Source organism: Treponema sp. OMZ 855, from assembly GCF_024181145.1.
Classification (GTDB): Bacteria; Spirochaetota; Spirochaetia; order Treponematales; family Treponemataceae; genus Treponema.
The window spans coordinates 393,590-411,365 of the sequence record NZ_CP051194.1; the positions used below are offsets into that span (position 1 = coordinate 393,590).

Genomic DNA, 17,776 nt, shown 5'->3' on the forward strand with positions numbered 1-17,776 from the left:
TTAATAAATAGCGGCGGTTCCTTTTATCACGACGCCGGTTTTTCCGTTCAGCGTGATAATATCGCCTGTTTTTAATACGGCCGTTGCTTCGGCGGCTCCGACGATTGTAGGTTTCGACAGGTTCATTCCCATCAAGGCAGCGTGTCCGCTTAAATTTCCGTTTTCGGTAATGACGGCGCCTGCCCGCTCGATAAAGGAATTCATTAAATCGTTGGTTGCTTGGGTTACGATAATGTCTCCGTCCGCAAAGTCGGTCAGCAAGTCTTGCTCGGTGCGGATAACCTTTACTCGGCCGGTTACAACCGATTCAACGCCGGTGCCCTTACCCTTCAGCAGTATCTTTCCGACGGTTTCAACCTTCAACAAGTTTGTCGAACCGACCAGTCCGATCGGAACTCCGGCGGTCAGTACGGCAAGTTCGCCCTCTTGTACAAACCCATGCTCTTTTGCGACGTTAATGCACTGTTCGAACATCTCGTCCGTCGATTTAAAATAGGATGTTACAATCGGGTACACGCCCCAGTTAAGCGATAACCGGCGTGCAGTTGCTTCAAAGGGGGTTACCGCAACAATCGGCGCCTTGGGCTTGTATTTTGAAAGCGCCCGCGGCGTTTCTCCCGAAGAGGTCGCGGTAACGATAACCTGCGCATTCATTTCCAACGCCATAGAACAGGTTGCGTGTGCGATGGCATTCGTAATGGTCAAAGAATGCTCCCGTGCAACCGCCCCCATAATCTTGTCGTAGTTCAACGAGTTTTCGGTTGTAACGGCAATGCGGTGCATCATCTTAACGGTTTCTACCGGATATTTTCCCGCAGCCGTTTCTCCTGAAAGCATAATGGCGCTCGTTCCGTCAAAGATGGCGTTTGCAACATCGGTAACCTCCGCCCGCGTCGGGCGAGGATTATGCGTCATCGACTCAAGCATTTGGGTTGCCGTAATTGCCGGTTTACTTGCCCGCAACGTTTTACGGATAATCATCTTTTGCACAAGCGGAATTTCTTCCGGCGGAATTTCGATACCTAAATCGCCGCGAGCAACCATGATGCCGTCGGAAACTTCAATAATTTTGTCGATGGAGTCGACGCCTTCTTGGTTTTCGATTTTCGCAATAATATGGATATTGTTCCCATTCGCTTCCTCCAAGACCTTGCGGATGCTTAAGATATCCGCAGGACCGCGGGTAAACGAGGCTGCTACAAAATCAACCTCATTTTGAGCGCCGAACTTTAAGTCGGAAATATCCTGTTCGCTCAGGAAGGGGAGGTTGATTTTTGCTCCGGGAATATTGATGCCCTTATGATTCGATACGGGGCCGTCGCTCATGACGGTACAGATAATATCGGTGCCGTTATCGATCCGCTCGACCTTCAGTTCGATTAAGCCGTCATCTATAAGGATGCGATTATTAGGCTGTACTTCCTGCGCAAGGTTCTTATAGGTTACGCTGCATATTTTTTCATCGCCGACAACATCGCGTACGGTAAGCGTAAATTGCTGTCCCTTGCTCAGCTGTACGGAATTAACGCCGAAGTTTTTCAGCCGTATTTCCGGCCCCTTGGTGTCCAGCATAATCGCAATCGGCAAGTTGAGTTCCTGCCGAATCTTCTTGATACGGTCGATACGGATCTGGTGCTCTTCATGCGTACCGTGCGAAAAATTAAGGCGGCATACGTTGAGCCCTGCCTTAAATAATTCGCGCAGTATTTCTTCCGAGTCGGAAGCGGGACCGATAGTACAGACAATCTTTGTCTTTTTCATCTTTTCTCCTATCGAATAAAAGTATGTCTTTACGCTTTCTTCTTATCCTTCGAGATGGCATCCACTAGAATGGCAATTGCGCCGTCTCCGGTTACGTTACATGCAGTTCCGAAGCTGTCCTGTGCAATATAGAGCGCAATAATCAATGAACTCATTGTGTCGTTAAAGCCGAGAATGGACTGGACAAAGCCAAGCGCTGCCATAACTGCACCGCCGGGGATACCGGGCGCGGCAACCATTGCGACACCCAAGATCGCGATAAACGGAAGCATAACGCCGGCGTTTGCCGTTTGTCCGTGGAGGATGAGAATAGCCATCGAACAACTGGTAAGGGTGATGGTGCTTCCGGCAAGGTGGATGGTTGCACAAAGCGGGATAACAAAGTCTGCAATTTTTTCCTGAATACCGATTTTCTTTGCGGAAGCAAGCGTTACCGGTATGGTTGCTGCGGATGACTGAGTCCCCAATGCGGTAACATACGCCGGCAGCATTGTCTTAATCGACGTAAAGGGATTCCGTTTTGCAATGGCACAGGCAATGATGTACTGAATAAGTATCATGATGACGTGCAGTGCAATAACGATTGCAAATACTTTAACGAATATTCTGAGAATCAGTCCTACCTGTCCGGCATGGGTCATGTTGGTAAATACACCTAAAATATGGATCGGCAACAGGGGGATGATGATAACTTCGATTACTTTCGTAACGATATTCTGGAATTCGCGAGTTGCATTTTTTAAGGTTTCCGAGCGGGTTACCGCAATACCGATACCGAGTACAAAGCTCAAAATTAAAGCGGTCATAACACCCATCAGCGGCGGCATATCGATACCGAATAAACCGGGCAACAGCGCGTCTTCGGGATTCGCATGGGAGAAAATATCCGCATGAGAACTTAAAAAGAACGGGAAGAACACCGAGTCGGTTACAAAGGCTAAGGTACCGGCAAGCAGCGTTGAACCGTACGCAATACCCGCGGTGATGGCGAGCAGCTTTCCTGCATCAGCTCCAAGATCTGCAATACCCGGAATAACAAATCCAAGGATGATCAGCGGGATGATAAAGCTGAGAAAGTTGCCGAATACTCCGTTAAAGGTTGCTAAAATCTGAACAGGCAACGGCAAATGGATGGAGCGCGTCAAGTTACCGATTAAAATACCGGCAACGATTGCAATAATAAGACGCGGCAATAGACCTAATTTTTTTGTACTCACAATTAACTCCTTTTAGAAAGTATCCGGGCATCTCCAAAAGCTGACCGGTTTTTTAGAGATGCCCATCTATCTTTTTATAGTGTAACTGACTTTCCGGCGGTTGTCCAGTTTGTTTTAATATTCCGAAACCGAGTGCGCCTCTTTTACAATCTTCTTCAATAGTATATACTGCCCCATCCGATGAAAATTCAATAAGAAGGTACACTATGGAACTCACGTATAAAGCCAAAACAGCATGGGAGAATCTCACCGAAAGTGAACTTGCCGAAATGCAAACACTTTCTCAACACTACATTTCGTTTTTAAACACCGGAAAGACCGAACGCGAATGCGCCGCTCATATCATACGGCAGGCAAAGGAAGCCGGTTTTAAACCGCTTGAAGAGGTCATAAAGAGCGGAAAAGCGCCGGCGGGTACAAAGGTATATCTCAACAATAAGGATAAGTCCGTTGTGATGATGGTACTCGGCGAGGATATCATGCAGGGGATGAATATTGTCGGTGCTCATATCGACAGCCCGCGCCTTGACGTCAAACAGATGCCGCTCTATGAAGATTCCAATCTCGTGTTTTTAAAGACCCACTATTACGGCGGCATCAAAAAGTATCAGTGGACTGCAATTCCGCTCGCTATTCACGGGGTCATTTTTACAAAAGAAGGCAAGAAGGTTGAAATATGCATCGGTGAAGATGAAAACGATCCGGTGCTCTTTATCAATGACCTGCTCATCCACCTTTCAAAAAAGCAGCTGCAGGAAACCTTAGCGGAAGGTATTACCGCCGAACAGCTTAACGTGCTGGTCGGTAATATGAAACCGGCAACGCCGGATGAATCGGATGATAAGAAAAAAGACAAATCTAAAGAGGATAAAAAAGGAGATAAGGCATCTCCGGTTAAGGAAAATATCTTAAAAATCTTGAATCAAAAATACGGTATCACGGAAGAAGATTTCCGCGTTGCGGAGCTTGAAATTGTCCCTGCAGGAAAGGCGCGGAATGTCGGGCTTGATAACTCGATGATTGCAGGGCACGGCCATGATGACCGCGTATGCGCATATACCACACTGAAAGCGATGCTCGAAGTTTCGGGCACTCCTGCAAAGACTGCCGTCGCCCTCTTTGCCGATAAAGAAGAGATCGGCTCGGTCGGTAATACCGGCATGACAGCGCTCTACTTTGAAAACATGGTCGCAGAGATTGCCGCCCTGCAAAAAGCTCCCTGCGATTTAGGTGTGCGCCGCGCATTTGCCAATTCCTGTATGCTGTCTGCCGATGTATCCGCCGGTTATGACCCCGCGTTTACGTCCGTATTTGAAAAGCTCAATTCAGCGTTTATCGGCAACGGTATCTGCATCAACAAATACACCGGCTCCGGCGGCAAGGGCGGCTCAAATGATGCAAATGCCGAATATCTCCAAAAGATCAGGCATTTATTCGATACCAACAATGTTGTCTGGCAAACGGCGGAACTCGGTATGACCGACGCCGGCGGGGGAGGCACGATTGCCTACATCCTCGCTAAATACGGAACGGAAGTCGTAGACTGCGGAGTGCCGGTATTGTCGATGCATGCTCCCATCGAATTGATCAGCAAAGTCGACCTTTTAATGGCGTACCGTGCCTACAAGGCGTTTTTAAAAGCACATTAAAGCTAAGCGGAACCTCTAAAAGCTGTAGTTTTTAGAGGTTCCCGGTTAATCGATTTCGATACGAGAGAATATCAATGAATACAGCATACCCTGAATTACAGCATGCATTTGAAAAGATGATTCTATCGGCGTCGGGCTGGCGCAAAGTGTTTGCTCAATCCGGAAGCGAAAACGACGGAGCGCCGGAAATTTCCGCCGCCGACCGCGATATTGTTTTCTTTGCCGCTCAATCATTTGCGGAATTCTTACAAGCGGAGTTTCCGGCAATCCGCACGGTAATTATCGCCCGCGACAGCCGCCCCACCGGAGCAGCGCTTTTAAAAGAGGCGGTAACTGCGTTTGCAGCGGCTTCCGCGGCAACAGCTACTACAGTCGCCTCCGCGATAACAAGTTCAGATGTGTCCGTGGTAACAGCCGCTGGGAATAGTTCCGCAGTAACAGGTTCGGCGGCTTTAGCGGTACAATCGGTTGGGATAGCCGCGGCGCCGGAGATTATGGCGTATGCACGTTCCGCGGGGGCGGCTTTTATGTATATTTCCGCAAGCCATAACCCTATCGGGCATAACGGCTTTAAGTTCGGGTTGGATACCGGGGGCGTACTGGACGGAACTCAATCCGCGCGGCTGATAGCTTTATTCACACAAAAATGCGCCGCGGTCCGCCAAGATACCGCAGCTGCCCTGCGCAAACAGGCCGCCCCGGCACCGGTGCAGGCAGTATTTGAGGCAGAAGCGGCGCACAAACAAGCGGCGCTTACCGCCTATCAAAACTTCTTACAGGAAGTGATTGCCGATTCAAAAGACAGCGCGGAACAAGCGCGGTTCTTTGACGGCATCCGCGCTCAATGCACCGAGCTTGCAGCAGCAGGGAAGCCCTTTACGCTGGTTGCAGATTTTAACGGCAGTGCCCGCGCCGCTTCGGTAGACCGAGCTTTCTTTGAAAAGCTCGGTATGCAGCTTGTCGGCATTGCGGAACAGGCCGGAAATATCGTCCACGGTATTATTCCCGAAGGGGGAAACCTTGCAACCTGTGCAGCCAAGATCGAAGAATTGCACCGGAGCAATCCCGCACAGGCAGAGAACACATTGTTCGGCTATATGCCCGACTGCGACGGAGACCGCGGAAATATCATCTACTGGGATGAGGGACAGCAAAAAGCGCTGATTCTTGAAGCGCAGGAAGTCTTCGCGCTTTCGGTTATCGCGGAACTGAGTTATCTGCACTACAGCGGTAACATCAGCGCGCCGCTCGCGGTTACCGTCAACGGGCCGACATCGCTCCGCATTAACGAAATCGCAAAAGCCTTGGATGCGGAAGTGTTTTATGCGGAGGTAGGCGAAGCCAATGTAGTAAATCGAGCGGAAGATGCGCGCCGGTACGGTTATAAAGTGCGGATACTCGGCGAAGGTTCCAACGGGGGGAATATTACGTACCCTGCCGCCGTGCGTGATCCGCTGAATACGCTCTTTGCAATCAGCAAGCTCCTGCTCATAAAGGATATGCCTGACCGCTCCTGCCCGTTCCGTATCTGGTGCGAGCGGTCGGGGCAAACGGCAAAATACCGGAAAGACTTTACCTTTGCGGATATTATTGCAACACTCCCCTGCTATTGGACTACCCCGACGCAGGAAGCCCGGGCGCTGATGCATATTCACACAACCGACCATACCGCACTGAAATCGGCGTATCAGAAGATTTTTATGCAGGAATGGGCGGATAAAAAACAGCTGCTGAAAGACCGGTTCGGTATAGCAGCCTGTAAAGTATTTGCGTATAATGGGACGGTTTGTACAGAAAACCTCAGGGATTTTGGGGTTTCCGCAAAGGGCGGCCTCAAGGTGCAGTTCTATAATGCAAGCCATACGCCGATTGCCTTTATCTGGATGCGCGGTTCCGGTACCGAACCGGTATTCCGCATTATGGCGGACATCAAAGGCTATGATCAGGCAGTGGAAGAATATCTGGTTCAGTGGCAGGGCGATATGGTACGCAAAGCCGATGCGGCGGTATCGGCAAAAAATTAAGGGAAGGTTAAGGGAAGGTTTATTTTCAGCGGTACAGATAGGTACCGCTGAAAAACACTGCGAGTTTGCTTACGCAAACGTCGCTTATTAAACATGTGCGCTTTTCGCGCACGAATTCGTCTGCCTCCAAAATTGATATTTTGTTCGGCTGTCGAATTTATGGGAAGGATAACAGAATGGGAATTCGAGGAGAATTATTTACCACTCAAATTCCGGTAGAGAACCGGACATATTTTTTTAATGTGAAAGAAAATCGGCTGGGCGATGTTTTCTTGCAGATTGTTGAAAGCAAAAACACCGACGGCGCCGGTTTTGACCGTCATGCAATTGTCGTATTTCAGGATGAAATGCAAACCTTTTTGCAGGGGCTTAACGAAAGCCTTGAATTTATCGAAAAGAAGCGGAAAGAACAGCTCAAAGCAAAACGGGAGAAAAAACAGCGGACTATTTCCGCAGAGACTGCTGACATAGAAAAAAAGAAAATCATCAATAAACGCAGCCCAAACACAAAACCGAAATCCGCGCGAAAGGTGCGCATTGTCAAGAAAGACGATGCAGAATAGGAAAGTTCTAAAAATCTCAGTTTTTAGCAAAAATCTTTCGGTGTTCTTTCCTGTTATTTCACAAGCGGTATGTTTAACAGAAAAGGGTAGGGAAGCCCTAAAAACTATAGCTTGCATTTAGCCTAGACTTGGTGTATATTTTTATCGTTTGCTTATCAGCCTTATGCGGAATGGAGCCTGTTTCGGCGGCACAGAAAGCAGCGGCGGTCATTTAATATAGTGCGGCATACTACCTGTTGAAAAGACATGGCTGTTGTGTTAACGGGTGAGGTGTGCTCTCATTGTCTTTCAGAGGTTGTAATAATGATACTGAAGAAATGTATTGCTTGCGGTATGCGCTGTATGTCGATTTGTATCGCTGTTGTTATCTTTCTCCTTTCTGCGCAGTCAAAGCTGCCTATTCCGGAGACTGTTTCTTTTCCCGGATTGGATAAGTTCTTACATGCATGTGCTTTCGAGAGCTTCGCTTTTACGCTTTCTTATTGGTTTTCTACCGATAAGTGGCTTGGGAAACCGCTCAAATACTGTACGATTGTCTGCTGTATTGTTGCTTGCTATGGTATTTCCGACGAAATACACCAAATCTTTGTTCCCGGGCGTGATGCTTCTCTTTACGACTGGTTTGCCGACTGTACCGGTGCGGTTTTAGCGGTATTTGTACGTCTGGGGATAGTAAAATTCTGCGCAAAGACTTGATTTTTAGGAAAAAAAAGAGCGTGAATGAATACCGCAATTATAGAAAAGCTTACTGCCTTTTTTGACGCTAAGCCCGAAATTATCCTTGCAATGCTGTACGGTTCATGCGCTCGCGGAACTGAAACTGATAAAAGTGATGTAGATATTGCTGTTGCGATGCCTGGAGCTTTGCATCTCGATGATCGGTTATCGTTACAGTTGGAGCTTTCCTTGCTTTTGCAGCGAGAGGTTGATCTGGTCGATATACGGAAGATAGCGGGATTGCTGCATTATAAGGTGTTTACCGAAGGGGTATGTGTAAAAAAGAAGCAAGGTGAAGCAAGCACTTTGCTGCATAGGCATACTATGACTGCTCTTTATTGGTATGAAGATTATTATCCCATCTATAAGCGCGGGCAAACGTATATTCTTGAGCATGCTTTTAAACGAAATCTTGTCGGTAATGTACAATGAGTATTGATAAATGAGAGGTGTGTAAAATGAAATATAAGATTGGGTTAATCGGCTGCGGTCGAATAAGTTTTAAGCATATTGAGGCCTTCGCTGCGATGCAGGATAAGGTTGATTTAGTGGCTGTGTGCGATCCTTTATTGGAACGTGCGGAAGAAAAGAAAGCCGAATACGGTAAAACAGTACCGAATGCTTCAGTGCAAGTTTTTGCCGACTATAAAGAAATGCTTTCGGTTTGTAAGCCCGATATAGTAACGATTGCAACCGAGTCCGGCAAGCATAAAGATATTGCCGTGTATTGTTTGCAGCATGGTGCCCATGTCATCTGCGAAAAACCGATGGCGCTTTCCACCGCCGATGCACAAGCTATGATCGACACTGCAAAGCAGTACGGTAAAACATTGGCAGTCTGCTTTCAAAACCGCTTTAATGCACCGGTGGTACGGGCACGCGAAGCGTATCAAAAAGGGCGTTTCGGTAAGATGCTGCACGGTATGATTCAGGTGCGGTGGAATCGGAATAAGAGCTACTACGATCAGGCAAAGTGGCGAGGTACATGGGAACAAGACGGCGGTACCTTGATGAATCAGTGTACGCACGGGATTGACCTTTTGCAGTGGATGATGGGCGAAGACGCCGTCCGCGTGCAGGCTCAGACCCGGCGATTTATTCGCCCGATCGATGCCGAAGACTTCGGCTGTGCTATCGTAGAATTTGCCTCCAGAGCTGTCGGTATAATAGAAGGAACTGCCGATGTGTATCCGAAAAATCTGAACGAGACGCTAAGTTTATTCGGTACGGACGGTTCGGTTGTTATCGGCGGGCTTGCTGTTAATAAGATGGAAACTTGGCGTTTTGCGGATGCCGACCAAGTCGGCGATACGGAAGAAAAAGTATTGAATCCTAATGAAAAAGACCCGCCGACGGTATACGGCTTTGGACATACGGCTTTGTTTAAAAATGTCGTCGATGCGATCGAGCATAATCGGGAGCCGCTTGTTTCGGGTGAAAAAGGGAAAAAAGCGTTAGAGATTATTTTGGCTATTTATAAATCCCAAAAAACCGGACTGCCGGTAACGTTGCCGTGTGATTTTTCAACAATGGAAATGAAGGGTATTTTTAAATAGGACAAGAAGATAAAAGCTAAGAGGAGAACGATAATGAAAGTACCTTTTTATACGGCAACACGCGAATATAAAAATTGGAAAAACGAATTCGATACGGCTTTGTCATCCGTGCTTGAAACGGGCGACTTTATATTGGGAAAAGCTGTGGCAGATTTAGAGGCAGGAATAAAGCAATACACCAGCGCAAAATACGCAGTTGGTGTAGCGAACGGCAGCGATGCACTGGTGATTGCCTCCGATATTCTCGGCTTTAAAGACGGAGCAGAGGTGGTAACGCCCGCTTTTACGTTTTTTGCATCAACTTCCTGCATTGCCCGCTTAGGCGGTAAACCTGTTTTTTGCGATATTGACGAAGATACCTTCTGTATGGATATGAAAGATGCCGAGAATCGTATAACAAACAAAACGGTTGGAATATTGCCGGTACATTTGTTCTTGCAAACGGCGGATATGACCGCCTGTATGGCGCTTGCAAAAAAACATAATCTTCGCGTTTTGGAGGATGCTGCGGAAGCGTTCGGTATGCAGGATATGTATAACGGCGCGTTGCATCAGTCCGGGACTATCGGCGATATGGGAATTTATTCATTTTTCCCGACTAAAACGCTCGGTGGTTACGGCGATGGCGGTATGATCGTTACGAACACCGAAGAATATTACCTAAAAGCTAAGAGCTTGCGTGTTCATGGGGCAACAAAAAAATATCATCATGATTACATCGGCTATAACTCCCGGCTTGACAGCTTGCAGGCTGCCGTTTTGAACGTTAAGCTAAAGCATATTGATAATGCGATTGCAAAACGGGCTGAACACGCCGCTCAGTATCGGGCTTTGTTAAAAGATATAGGACAGGTAAAACTTCCTGTCGTAAAAACGAAAGGGAAAGAAGTATACTACGTGTTTAATATCCTTGCCGAAAAACGAGACGAGCTGCAGGCATATCTTACCGAAAAGGGAATAGGTACGACGGTGTATTATCCTAAATGCTTGCATGAACAGGAGTGCTTTAAGTACCTCGGTTACAAAAAAGGCGATTTCCCTGTTGCAGAAAAACTCTGCGCTTCCGTTCTCGCTTTGCCGATGTATCCTGAACTGACTCAAGACGAAATTACATACACCTGTGATGCAATAAAGGAATTTTATAAACGGTAGAACGGTTCTTTAAAAGAAGATTCGATACTGCATGATGAAGTTTTAAAGATGTATCTATAAAAACTTTATATATTTGTTGACTTTTTATGGCTATTCCCATAAAATAATCCTGATATTAGGTTTATTTATGAGTGTAAGTATAAAAAATACGGTTAGAAGATTTGATTATCTGCAAGAGGTGTTCCCTTTTATTGGTAAACCTTTTATAAAGGTATTATCGGGGGTTCGCCGATGCGGGAAGTCAAGCATTTTATCTTTGTTGCGTGATGAGCTTATTGCGCAAGGCGTCGAAGAGACATGTATTATTTTTATCAATTTTGAAAGTTTTGCCTTTTTCGCGCTTAAAACCGCCGAGAATTTATATCGATATATTGCCGAACGAGTTCAACCGAAACAACGTGTCTATTTGCTGTTTGATGAAATTCAAGAAGTTGCGGATTGGGAAAAGTGTATCAATTCTTGCCTTGTTGACTTTAATGCGGATATTTATATTACCGGTTCCAATGCGCGGCTTTTATCCTCGGAATTGGCGACCTATCTTGCCGGTCGCTATATTGAAATTCCGATATATACACTGTCATTTGCAGAATATTTGCAGTTTCAAAATCGGTATTTTCCACAGCGGGATATGACTCAGCGGGAATCTTTTACCGCGTACTTGCGGAAAGGCGGCTTCCCTGTTATCCATACAGCGGATTACGGAGAACAGGAGGCTTATAAAATTGTAGCAGACATTTACGCTTCGGTACTGCTCCGCGATACTATTCAACGCTTTAATATTCGTGATATTGAACTTCTTGAACGGGTAGTAAAATATACTTTTGACAATATCGGTAATAGCTTTTCCGGCAAAAATGTTGCCGACTATTTTAAAAATCAAAAACGTAAATTGGATGTAAATACAATATACAATTATTTGAATGCACTTGAAGCGGCGTTTGTTTTGTATCGTACGCATCGTTATGATATAAAAGGGAAGGAGCTGCTTAAAACACAAGAAAAGTTTTATTTAAGCGATGTCTCGCTTTTATATGCCGCTTTAGGATATACCGATCAGAAAATTTCCGGCATATTGGAAAATATTGTTTTTTTGGAATTAAAACGTAGGCGATATAATGTGTACATCGGTAAGTTCGGTGCAAAAGAGATTGATTTTATTGCAGAAAAACACGGAGCTAAGATTTATATTCAAGTTGCCTATAAATTGGAAAGTCAAGAGACCGTTAGTCGTGAGTTTTCCCCACTTTTGGAAATCCGCGATCAATATCCTAAATTTGTTGTAACAATGGATGAATTTTGGCAGGAAAATGTAGAGGGCGTGAAGCATTTTTACATCGCCGACTTTTTATTGAGCAAGGAATATTAATGGAAAAAAATTATTTTGTACACGAATCAAGTTACGTGGATGAAGGTGCTGAAATAGGCGAAGGAACAAAGGTTTGGCATTTTACCCATATTATGAGCGGTGCTAAAGTTGGTAAAAAATGCTCTATAGGGCAGAACGTCAACATCGGCGGTAAGGCGGTTATCGGCAACGGTGTGAAAATTCAAAACAATGTTTCGTTATACGATGATGTTATAATAGAAGATAATGTGTTTTGCGGACCATCCTGCGTATTTACCAACGTGATAAACCCTCGCGCCTTTATTGAACGCAAACATGAATACAAACAAACGATGATTAAAAAAGGTGCATCCATCGGTGCAAATGCAACAATCGTATGTGGTGTAACCGTCGGCGAATATGCTTTAATCGGCGCCGGGAGCGTGGTAACAAAGGATGTGCCGGCGTATGCGCTCGTTTACGGCAACCCTGCACGGGTGCACGGCAAGGTGAATGAGGCGGGAGAGAAGGCGTAGGGGGGATGAAAGGGGGCGTTTGATGTATGGGGAACGATGTTTGAAGAACATAAAACGGATGTAGTAACAATTAGAATCGAATTTGGTAAGCATAAGGATATAGTCGCTCTCCGCCTTAAAAACGGAGTCCATGTTATCTGCAAAAATTTATAGCTTTTTCTACTTCCGATGTTCAAAAGAATGATTTATGTTGCAAAGCGAAACAATAAAAGATTATATTATATGAATGTTCTGTTATTTACCCCCTTAAAAGGAGCGGTTATGATTTTAAAATTAAAATACTACATAAAGCAATTGTATTACTTAGTATGTAAAATAATTTTGTTATGGCTTCCATGTTGGAATAGTTTTTTATTTGTAATTCCTGAAGATTCTTCATTGCGTGAAAAGTTTAGTATAAAAAATTATACAGGTGATAACGTTTTATTTTTTTTGCAATATCTCTTGAAGTATCATGATACTGTTGATAGCTCGTTTAAAAAAATATATGTTAGTATATTGAATGATGTTACTTATAGAGATTGTTGTGAACTTCAAAAACAATTAAAATATATAGAATTGGTGCCGGTTATTTCACCTAAAATGCATAGATGTATTTTAAACTATATAAAATATTATTTTGCTTTTTTTAAATGTAGAATAATTATTACTCCTGATGTGATGTCTCCTCTTTTAATAAAAAAGAAATTTCAAATTGATATATGTTTGAATTATTATGCTGGGCCATTTAAATCTGATGTTGCTAAGCATAATGAAAAAACAAGAGTACAAACAAAAAAATATGTAGTTGCTTCTTCCGATTTTGCAGCTCGTATGGATATGTGTGCATCAAATGTGCCATATTTTGACTATAAAATATTAGGGTTTATCCGTCATGATAATATTGTAAATCCACGTTTTGATAAACCAACAATAAAAAAAATGATAGGAGTTGATGAGAAAATTAAAAATATTATTCTATATACTCCTACACATAGAGACGGTAAAATGGCAAAGCAACATCAGGCTATTATCGGTTGTGATAATTATACTAAATTAAATAATTTATTGAATGATAACTCGACTGTTTTGCTTGTTAAATCTCATGTTGGTATGTTGGATGATGTTTTAAATGGTGTGGATAGTTGTCCCAATATTATTATTTATCAATCATCTTCTGAATATACTTTATATGATATTTTACCCCACGCAGATTTGTTGATAACTGATTATACATCTACCTATTTTGATTTTTTGGTTACAGGTAAGCCTGTTATTTTTAATTTTTCCGACCGTGAAGAATATGAGAAAAATAGAGGATTGTCTTATAAACCGGCAGAGCTGTTTTGTGCAGGGAAAATTACTTATACCGAAGAAGAATTGTATGCCGCTATTGAGGATGAATTAAGCGGAGAAACGCATAAGAATGACAAGCATTATAATGATGTTAAAAATCTTTTTATTAAGTATACCGACGGAAAAACGTGTAAAAGAGTGTACGATTTTATTTGCAAAAAAATAGCAGAATGACTGATATATGTTAAAAAAATTATTACAATTTTCTGTCGGCTCTTTTGCTGCTGCTGCCGTATCATTCTTTACAACACCCATTGTTACGTATTTTATCATACCAGAGTATTTTGGTGTTGCAACTCTCTTTTCGACCGTCGCAGTTTTTCTTTTCCCTATAGTTAATTTCGGAACTGATCAGGCGTTTATGCGTTTTTTTTATGAGAAAAAAGGTGCCGATCGGTACGCATTGCTGTGGAGTTGTCTGTTTCCGTGTTTTTGTATTTTTATTTTTTTATGTGCAGGATTATTGATTTTTTCACATCGGGTATCTTTGTATTTTTTTGATAAAGATATTCCATATTTAGTGGTTTTGTTATGTGTCGATTTATTCTTTAGATTAATTCAGCGCTATTCAATTTTATCGATACGAATGCAGCAAAAAGCATTGTTGTTTTCTCTGCTGAATTTTTTTCTTTCCATAACCAATACCGCGACGATAATTGTTTATTCGTTGTTTTTTGAAAAATCATATCTTGCAATAATATACGGAGGAATAGTTTCCAACCTGGTAGTATCGGTTATTGCGATTCTTATTGAGCGTAAATTCTGGTTTTCAAAATTTAAAATTACAGGTGTCAATATAAAAGAAGTTTTACTTTATTCGGTGCCGCTTGTCGCAGCGCATTTCTTGTCCACCTTGTTTGACGGAATTGATAAATATTGTTTAAAGCAGTTTTCTACTTTCTATGAACTCGGCTTGTATAGTGTCAGTTTTAAAATTATAGCAGCTTTACGTCTTATACAGTCAGGGTTTTCTATGTATTGGACCCCAGCTGCTTTTGAACATTATGAAAAACATAAAGATGACACCTTTTTATATGAGACTGTTTTTGAAAATTTATTATTTTTTCTGGTAATTGCTGCGTTATTACTGATTATGTTTAAAGATATTATTGTACTTATTCTTAGCCGGCAGTATTCGGCTTCTGCACATATTATGCCTTTTTTAGTATTTTTACCTGTCATGTATACGATAACCGAAGTTTCTAATCTTGGAATATATTTTAAGAAAAAAATGATGTATGAAACATATACGTTTATTATTTTGGATTTGATTGCGGTCGGTTTAAATTTTGTTTTTCTTTCGAAATTCGGTGCAAAAGGCGCTGCCATGGTCATCTCTATTGTATATCTTTGCTATTTTTATGTCCGTACATTTTTTTCAATAAGATTGTATCCGATGAAATTTAAACTTGTAAAAGCAACTGTTTATTTTTTTATTTTATGGCTTGTTGCCTTTGTTAATACCTTTGTCGATTTTAAAGTTTTTGAAATTTTATCTGCAAGTGCTGCTTTAGTAATGATTTTGATTGTCGATAGAAGATTGTTAAAAATGTGGATTGAGAAATGTCTAACGTATATACATTCCGGATAGAGGGCTTATGAGTCGATAGATAAATTATCGGTGGATGAGATTACTTACTTATTATGAAGGAAGAGGATAAATATATGATTAAATTCCAACGCTGTAATAGATGTATTATGGATAATGTATCGGATGATAATATACGGTTTGATCAAGACGGTAATTGCAATTATTGTACTGCTGCGCTTGCAGTAAAACCGTATCGATATTTTCCCAATAAAGAAGGGAAAATGAAGCTTCAACAATTATTAACTGTCTTAAAAAATGAAGGTAAAGATAAAGAATTCGACTGCATTATGGGTATATCCGGTGGTCTTGATTCTGCATATCTTGCTTATTTAGGGGCAGCTAAGTGGGGCTTGCGTATTCTTGCTGTGCATATTGATGATGGGTTTGATACTGAGCTAGCAAAAAAAAACGTTAAAGATCTTGTAGAAAAAGCAAATATCACTCTTGTTACTATTAAGCCTGATGAAGAACAATTTTTAGATTTAAATCGAGCTTTTTTCTATGCAGAAGTTCCTAATTTGGCAATTCCGCAAGATAATGTGTTATTCGCTGCTCTTTATGATTTTGCGCGGAAAAAGAAAATAAAATATTTTTTATCGGGGCAAAATTTTTCGCTGGAATCCATTTTACAGTCGGGGAATACTCATTCGGCGTATGATTTTGTTCATATTAAGGCTATCCACAAATTATTTGGAACCAAACCGATGAATAAATTACCGTTAATTTCTTGGCAGCGCCGTATGATCGATAACCGGATATTGCATTTAAAGACAATTACTCCCCTTGATTATATAGATTATAATAAAGCGCGAGCTATTAAAGAATTGCATGATTTTTCCGGTTTCACGTATTATGAAGCAAAACATCTTGAGAACATATTGACAAAAGTTATTCAGCTGGTTTGGTTTAAAGAAAAATTTAAAGTAGATAAGCGCACATCTCATTTATCAAGCCTAATTATTTCCGAACAATTGACTCGTGATGAAGCCTTACGATTATATGAGCAACCTGCTTATGATAAAGATAAGATGGAAAAAGATATTGCGTTTGTATTGGATAAATTACAGATTTCGCGAGAAGAGTTCGATAGGATTTTGAAAAATCCACCTAAACAGCATGCAGATTATAAGACCTCTTATTTCTTAGATGTTTGGACAAACCCTAGTAAATTGATTTTATTAAAGAAGTTGAAACGTTTTTTACGAAAATTTTTTTCCTCAAAGTAGAAAAATTTTATGCATATTCTTACAATTATCGGTGCCCGTCCGCAATTTGTCAAAGCGGCAGTATTAAGTCGTTATATTAAAAGCAATCCTAATCTTGGTGTAACGGAAACAATTGCTCATACCGGTCAGCACTATGATCAAAATATGAGCGATATATTTTTTACCGAGATGGATATTCCGCAACCTGATTATAATTTGCATATCGGTTCCGGTTCTCACGGTAAAATGACCGGTCTTATGCTTGAGAAGCTTGAAGAATTGCTGTTAGAGTTAAAGCCTGATTCTGTGCTTGTATACGGCGATACGAATTCTACGTTGGCTGGAGCCCTAGCTGCAAGCAAGCTTCGTATTCCGGTAGCTCATGTTGAAGCTGGATTGCGTTCCTATATGATGGCAATGCCGGAAGAACAAAATCGTCGTCTTACTGACCATCTTTCAACATGGCTTTTTTGCCCGACGGAGACGGCTATAGGAAACCTCAAGAAAGAGGGAATTATGTCTAAGGATGGTGCACCTTCGCCAGATAATAAGCTTGTTTGTAAAACCGGTGATATTATGTATGACGCTTCACTTTATTACCGTCAGAAAAAGATTTCATTACAAACGCCTGACAATTTTATTCTGCTAACTATTCATAGGGCAGAAAATACCGATGATCCGGTACGGTTAAAAAACATTGTAGATGCCGTCAATTCGCTTTCGGAACGGCTCTTTATTTTTCCTGTGCATCCTCGTACAAAGAAAATACTAGCGGAGCATGGATTGCAATTTGGCAAGCATGTTATACTGATAGAACCTGTTGGTTATTTAGAAATGCTTAAATACGAAGAAGCTTGTTCTGCAGTACTGACAGATTCAGGAGGGGTTCAAAAAGAAGCTTTTTTCTTTCAAAAGCCGTGTATCACCATGCGTGATACTACCGAGTGGGTCGAGCTTGTTTCTTCCGGCTGGAATACGCTGACCGGTGCCGATGCGGGAAAAATCGTAGCGGCGATTCGGAATGTTCACACTCCAAAGGACTATCCACAACTTTATGGTGACGGACATACTGCAGAACAAATTGTAGAAGCTTTACGCTGATAATATGGGTAGATAGTATAAGAATACAGAGTTTATAGGAGATAT

15 protein-coding genes are annotated in these 17,776 nt (G+C 42.4%); 13 read left to right on the top strand and 2 right to left on the bottom strand.

Annotated elements, in window-relative coordinates; all coding sequences use genetic code 11:
* Together pyk and E4N65_RS01930 are read right to left on the bottom strand one after the other, a co-directional pair.
* Complete coding sequence (pyk, locus tag E4N65_RS01925; protein ID WP_044013785.1) at window positions 1-1,761, bottom strand: pyruvate kinase; 1,761 nt, start codon at window positions 1,759-1,761, stop codon at window positions 1-3.
* A gap of 29 nt (window positions 1,762-1,790) precedes the next feature.
* The gene (locus E4N65_RS01930; RefSeq protein WP_253673816.1) at window positions 1,791-2,978 is read right to left on the bottom strand and encodes a dicarboxylate/amino acid:cation symporter; all 1,188 of its coding nucleotides are present in this window, start codon (window positions 2,976-2,978) and stop codon (window positions 1,791-1,793) included.
* A gap of 206 nt (window positions 2,979-3,184) precedes the next feature.
* Here E4N65_RS01930 and E4N65_RS01935 point away from each other — a divergent pair, with 206 nt between their 5' ends.
* The 13 genes from E4N65_RS01935 (at window position 3,185) to wecB (ending at window position 17,731) form a co-directional block, all read left to right on the top strand.
* On the top strand, window positions 3,185-4,627 hold the full coding sequence (locus tag E4N65_RS01935; protein WP_253673818.1) for an aminopeptidase: 1,443 nt from the start codon (window positions 3,185-3,187) through the stop codon (window positions 4,625-4,627).
* A 74-nt stretch (window positions 4,628-4,701) separates the two neighbouring features.
* Window positions 4,702-6,651 (top strand): phosphoglucomutase, encoded by a 1,950-nt coding sequence (locus E4N65_RS01940; protein WP_044013779.1) that lies wholly within the window; start codon window positions 4,702-4,704, stop codon window positions 6,649-6,651.
* A gap of 176 nt (window positions 6,652-6,827) precedes the next feature.
* A complete protein-coding gene (locus E4N65_RS01945) occupies window positions 6,828-7,214 on the top strand; it encodes a PUR family DNA/RNA-binding protein (RefSeq protein WP_044013776.1) in 387 nt (128 codons plus the stop codon).
* A 303-nt stretch (window positions 7,215-7,517) separates the two neighbouring features.
* Window positions 7,518-7,910, top strand: coding sequence for a VanZ family protein (locus E4N65_RS01950; RefSeq protein ID WP_044013773.1), 393 nt, complete (start codon window positions 7,518-7,520; stop codon window positions 7,908-7,910).
* Window positions 7,911-7,934: 24 nt separating this feature from the next.
* Window positions 7,935-8,363 carry a type VII toxin-antitoxin system MntA family adenylyltransferase antitoxin gene (locus E4N65_RS01955; RefSeq protein ID WP_052185462.1) on the top strand — a complete coding sequence of 143 codons (429 nt, stop codon included), beginning with the start codon at window positions 7,935-7,937 and terminating at the stop codon, window positions 8,361-8,363.
* Window positions 8,364-8,389: 26 nt separating this feature from the next.
* Window positions 8,390-9,487 carry a Gfo/Idh/MocA family protein gene (locus tag E4N65_RS01960; RefSeq protein ID WP_044013771.1) on the top strand — a complete coding sequence of 366 codons (1,098 nt, stop codon included), beginning with the start codon at window positions 8,390-8,392 and terminating at the stop codon, window positions 9,485-9,487.
* Window positions 9,488-9,520: 33 nt separating this feature from the next.
* A complete protein-coding gene (locus tag E4N65_RS01965; RefSeq protein WP_044013768.1) occupies window positions 9,521-10,639 on the top strand; it encodes a DegT/DnrJ/EryC1/StrS family aminotransferase in 1,119 nt (372 codons plus the stop codon).
* A gap of 127 nt (window positions 10,640-10,766) precedes the next feature.
* Window positions 10,767-12,005 carry an ATP-binding protein gene (locus E4N65_RS01970; RefSeq protein WP_044013767.1) on the top strand — a complete coding sequence of 413 codons (1,239 nt, stop codon included), beginning with the start codon at window positions 10,767-10,769 and terminating at the stop codon, window positions 12,003-12,005.
* Window positions 12,005-12,499: an acyltransferase gene (locus tag E4N65_RS01975; protein WP_044013764.1), complete on the top strand. Its 495-nt coding sequence runs from the start codon at window positions 12,005-12,007 to the stop codon at window positions 12,497-12,499. The genes E4N65_RS01970 and E4N65_RS01975 overlap by 1 nt, the downstream gene beginning before the upstream one ends.
* A 261-nt stretch (window positions 12,500-12,760) precedes the next feature.
* Window positions 12,761-14,008 (top strand): CDP-glycerol glycerophosphotransferase family protein, encoded by a 1,248-nt coding sequence (locus E4N65_RS01980; protein WP_044013762.1) that lies wholly within the window; start codon window positions 12,761-12,763, stop codon window positions 14,006-14,008.
* A 7-nt stretch (window positions 14,009-14,015) separates the two neighbouring features.
* The gene (locus E4N65_RS01985) at window positions 14,016-15,425 is read left to right on the top strand and encodes a lipopolysaccharide biosynthesis protein (RefSeq protein ID WP_044013760.1); all 1,410 of its coding nucleotides are present in this window, start codon (window positions 14,016-14,018) and stop codon (window positions 15,423-15,425) included.
* 53 nt (window positions 15,426-15,478) lie between these two features.
* Complete coding sequence (locus E4N65_RS01990) at window positions 15,479-16,651, top strand: N-acetyl sugar amidotransferase (protein ID WP_052185461.1); 1,173 nt, start codon at window positions 15,479-15,481, stop codon at window positions 16,649-16,651.
* Between the two features lie 9 nt (window positions 16,652-16,660).
* Window positions 16,661-17,731 carry a non-hydrolyzing UDP-N-acetylglucosamine 2-epimerase gene (gene wecB, locus E4N65_RS01995; RefSeq protein WP_044013758.1) on the top strand — a complete coding sequence of 357 codons (1,071 nt, stop codon included), beginning with the start codon at window positions 16,661-16,663 and terminating at the stop codon, window positions 17,729-17,731.
* Window positions 17,732-17,776 lie beyond the last annotated feature (45 nt).

What these genes read in the sequence shown, in the direction of transcription:
- pyk (WP_044013785.1), bottom strand. Translation starts at nt 1,761, where the DNA reads ATGAAAAAGACAAAGATTGTCTGTACTATCGGTCCCGCTTCCGACTCG.
- E4N65_RS01965 (WP_044013768.1), top strand. Translation starts at nt 9,521, where the DNA reads ATGAAAGTACCTTTTTATACGGCAACACGCGAATATAAAAATTGGAAA.
- E4N65_RS01970 (WP_044013767.1), top strand. Translation starts at nt 10,767, where the DNA reads ATGAGTGTAAGTATAAAAAATACGGTTAGAAGATTTGATTATCTGCAA.
- E4N65_RS01955 (WP_052185462.1), top strand. Translation starts at nt 7,935, where the DNA reads ATGAATACCGCAATTATAGAAAAGCTTACTGCCTTTTTTGACGCTAAG.
- wecB (WP_044013758.1), top strand. Translation starts at nt 16,661, where the DNA reads ATGCATATTCTTACAATTATCGGTGCCCGTCCGCAATTTGTCAAAGCG.
- E4N65_RS01985 (WP_044013760.1), top strand. Translation starts at nt 14,016, where the DNA reads ATGTTAAAAAAATTATTACAATTTTCTGTCGGCTCTTTTGCTGCTGCT.
- E4N65_RS01990 (WP_052185461.1), top strand. Translation starts at nt 15,479, where the DNA reads ATGAAGGAAGAGGATAAATATATGATTAAATTCCAACGCTGTAATAGA.
- E4N65_RS01975 (WP_044013764.1), top strand. Translation starts at nt 12,005, where the DNA reads ATGGAAAAAAATTATTTTGTACACGAATCAAGTTACGTGGATGAAGGT.
- E4N65_RS01945 (WP_044013776.1), top strand. Translation starts at nt 6,828, where the DNA reads ATGGGAATTCGAGGAGAATTATTTACCACTCAAATTCCGGTAGAGAAC.
- E4N65_RS01935 (WP_253673818.1), top strand. Translation starts at nt 3,185, where the DNA reads ATGGAACTCACGTATAAAGCCAAAACAGCATGGGAGAATCTCACCGAA.
- E4N65_RS01940 (WP_044013779.1), top strand. Translation starts at nt 4,702, where the DNA reads ATGAATACAGCATACCCTGAATTACAGCATGCATTTGAAAAGATGATT.
- E4N65_RS01950 (WP_044013773.1), top strand. Translation starts at nt 7,518, where the DNA reads ATGATACTGAAGAAATGTATTGCTTGCGGTATGCGCTGTATGTCGATT.
- E4N65_RS01980 (WP_044013762.1), top strand. Translation starts at nt 12,761, where the DNA reads ATGATTTTAAAATTAAAATACTACATAAAGCAATTGTATTACTTAGTA.
- E4N65_RS01960 (WP_044013771.1), top strand. Translation starts at nt 8,390, where the DNA reads ATGAAATATAAGATTGGGTTAATCGGCTGCGGTCGAATAAGTTTTAAG.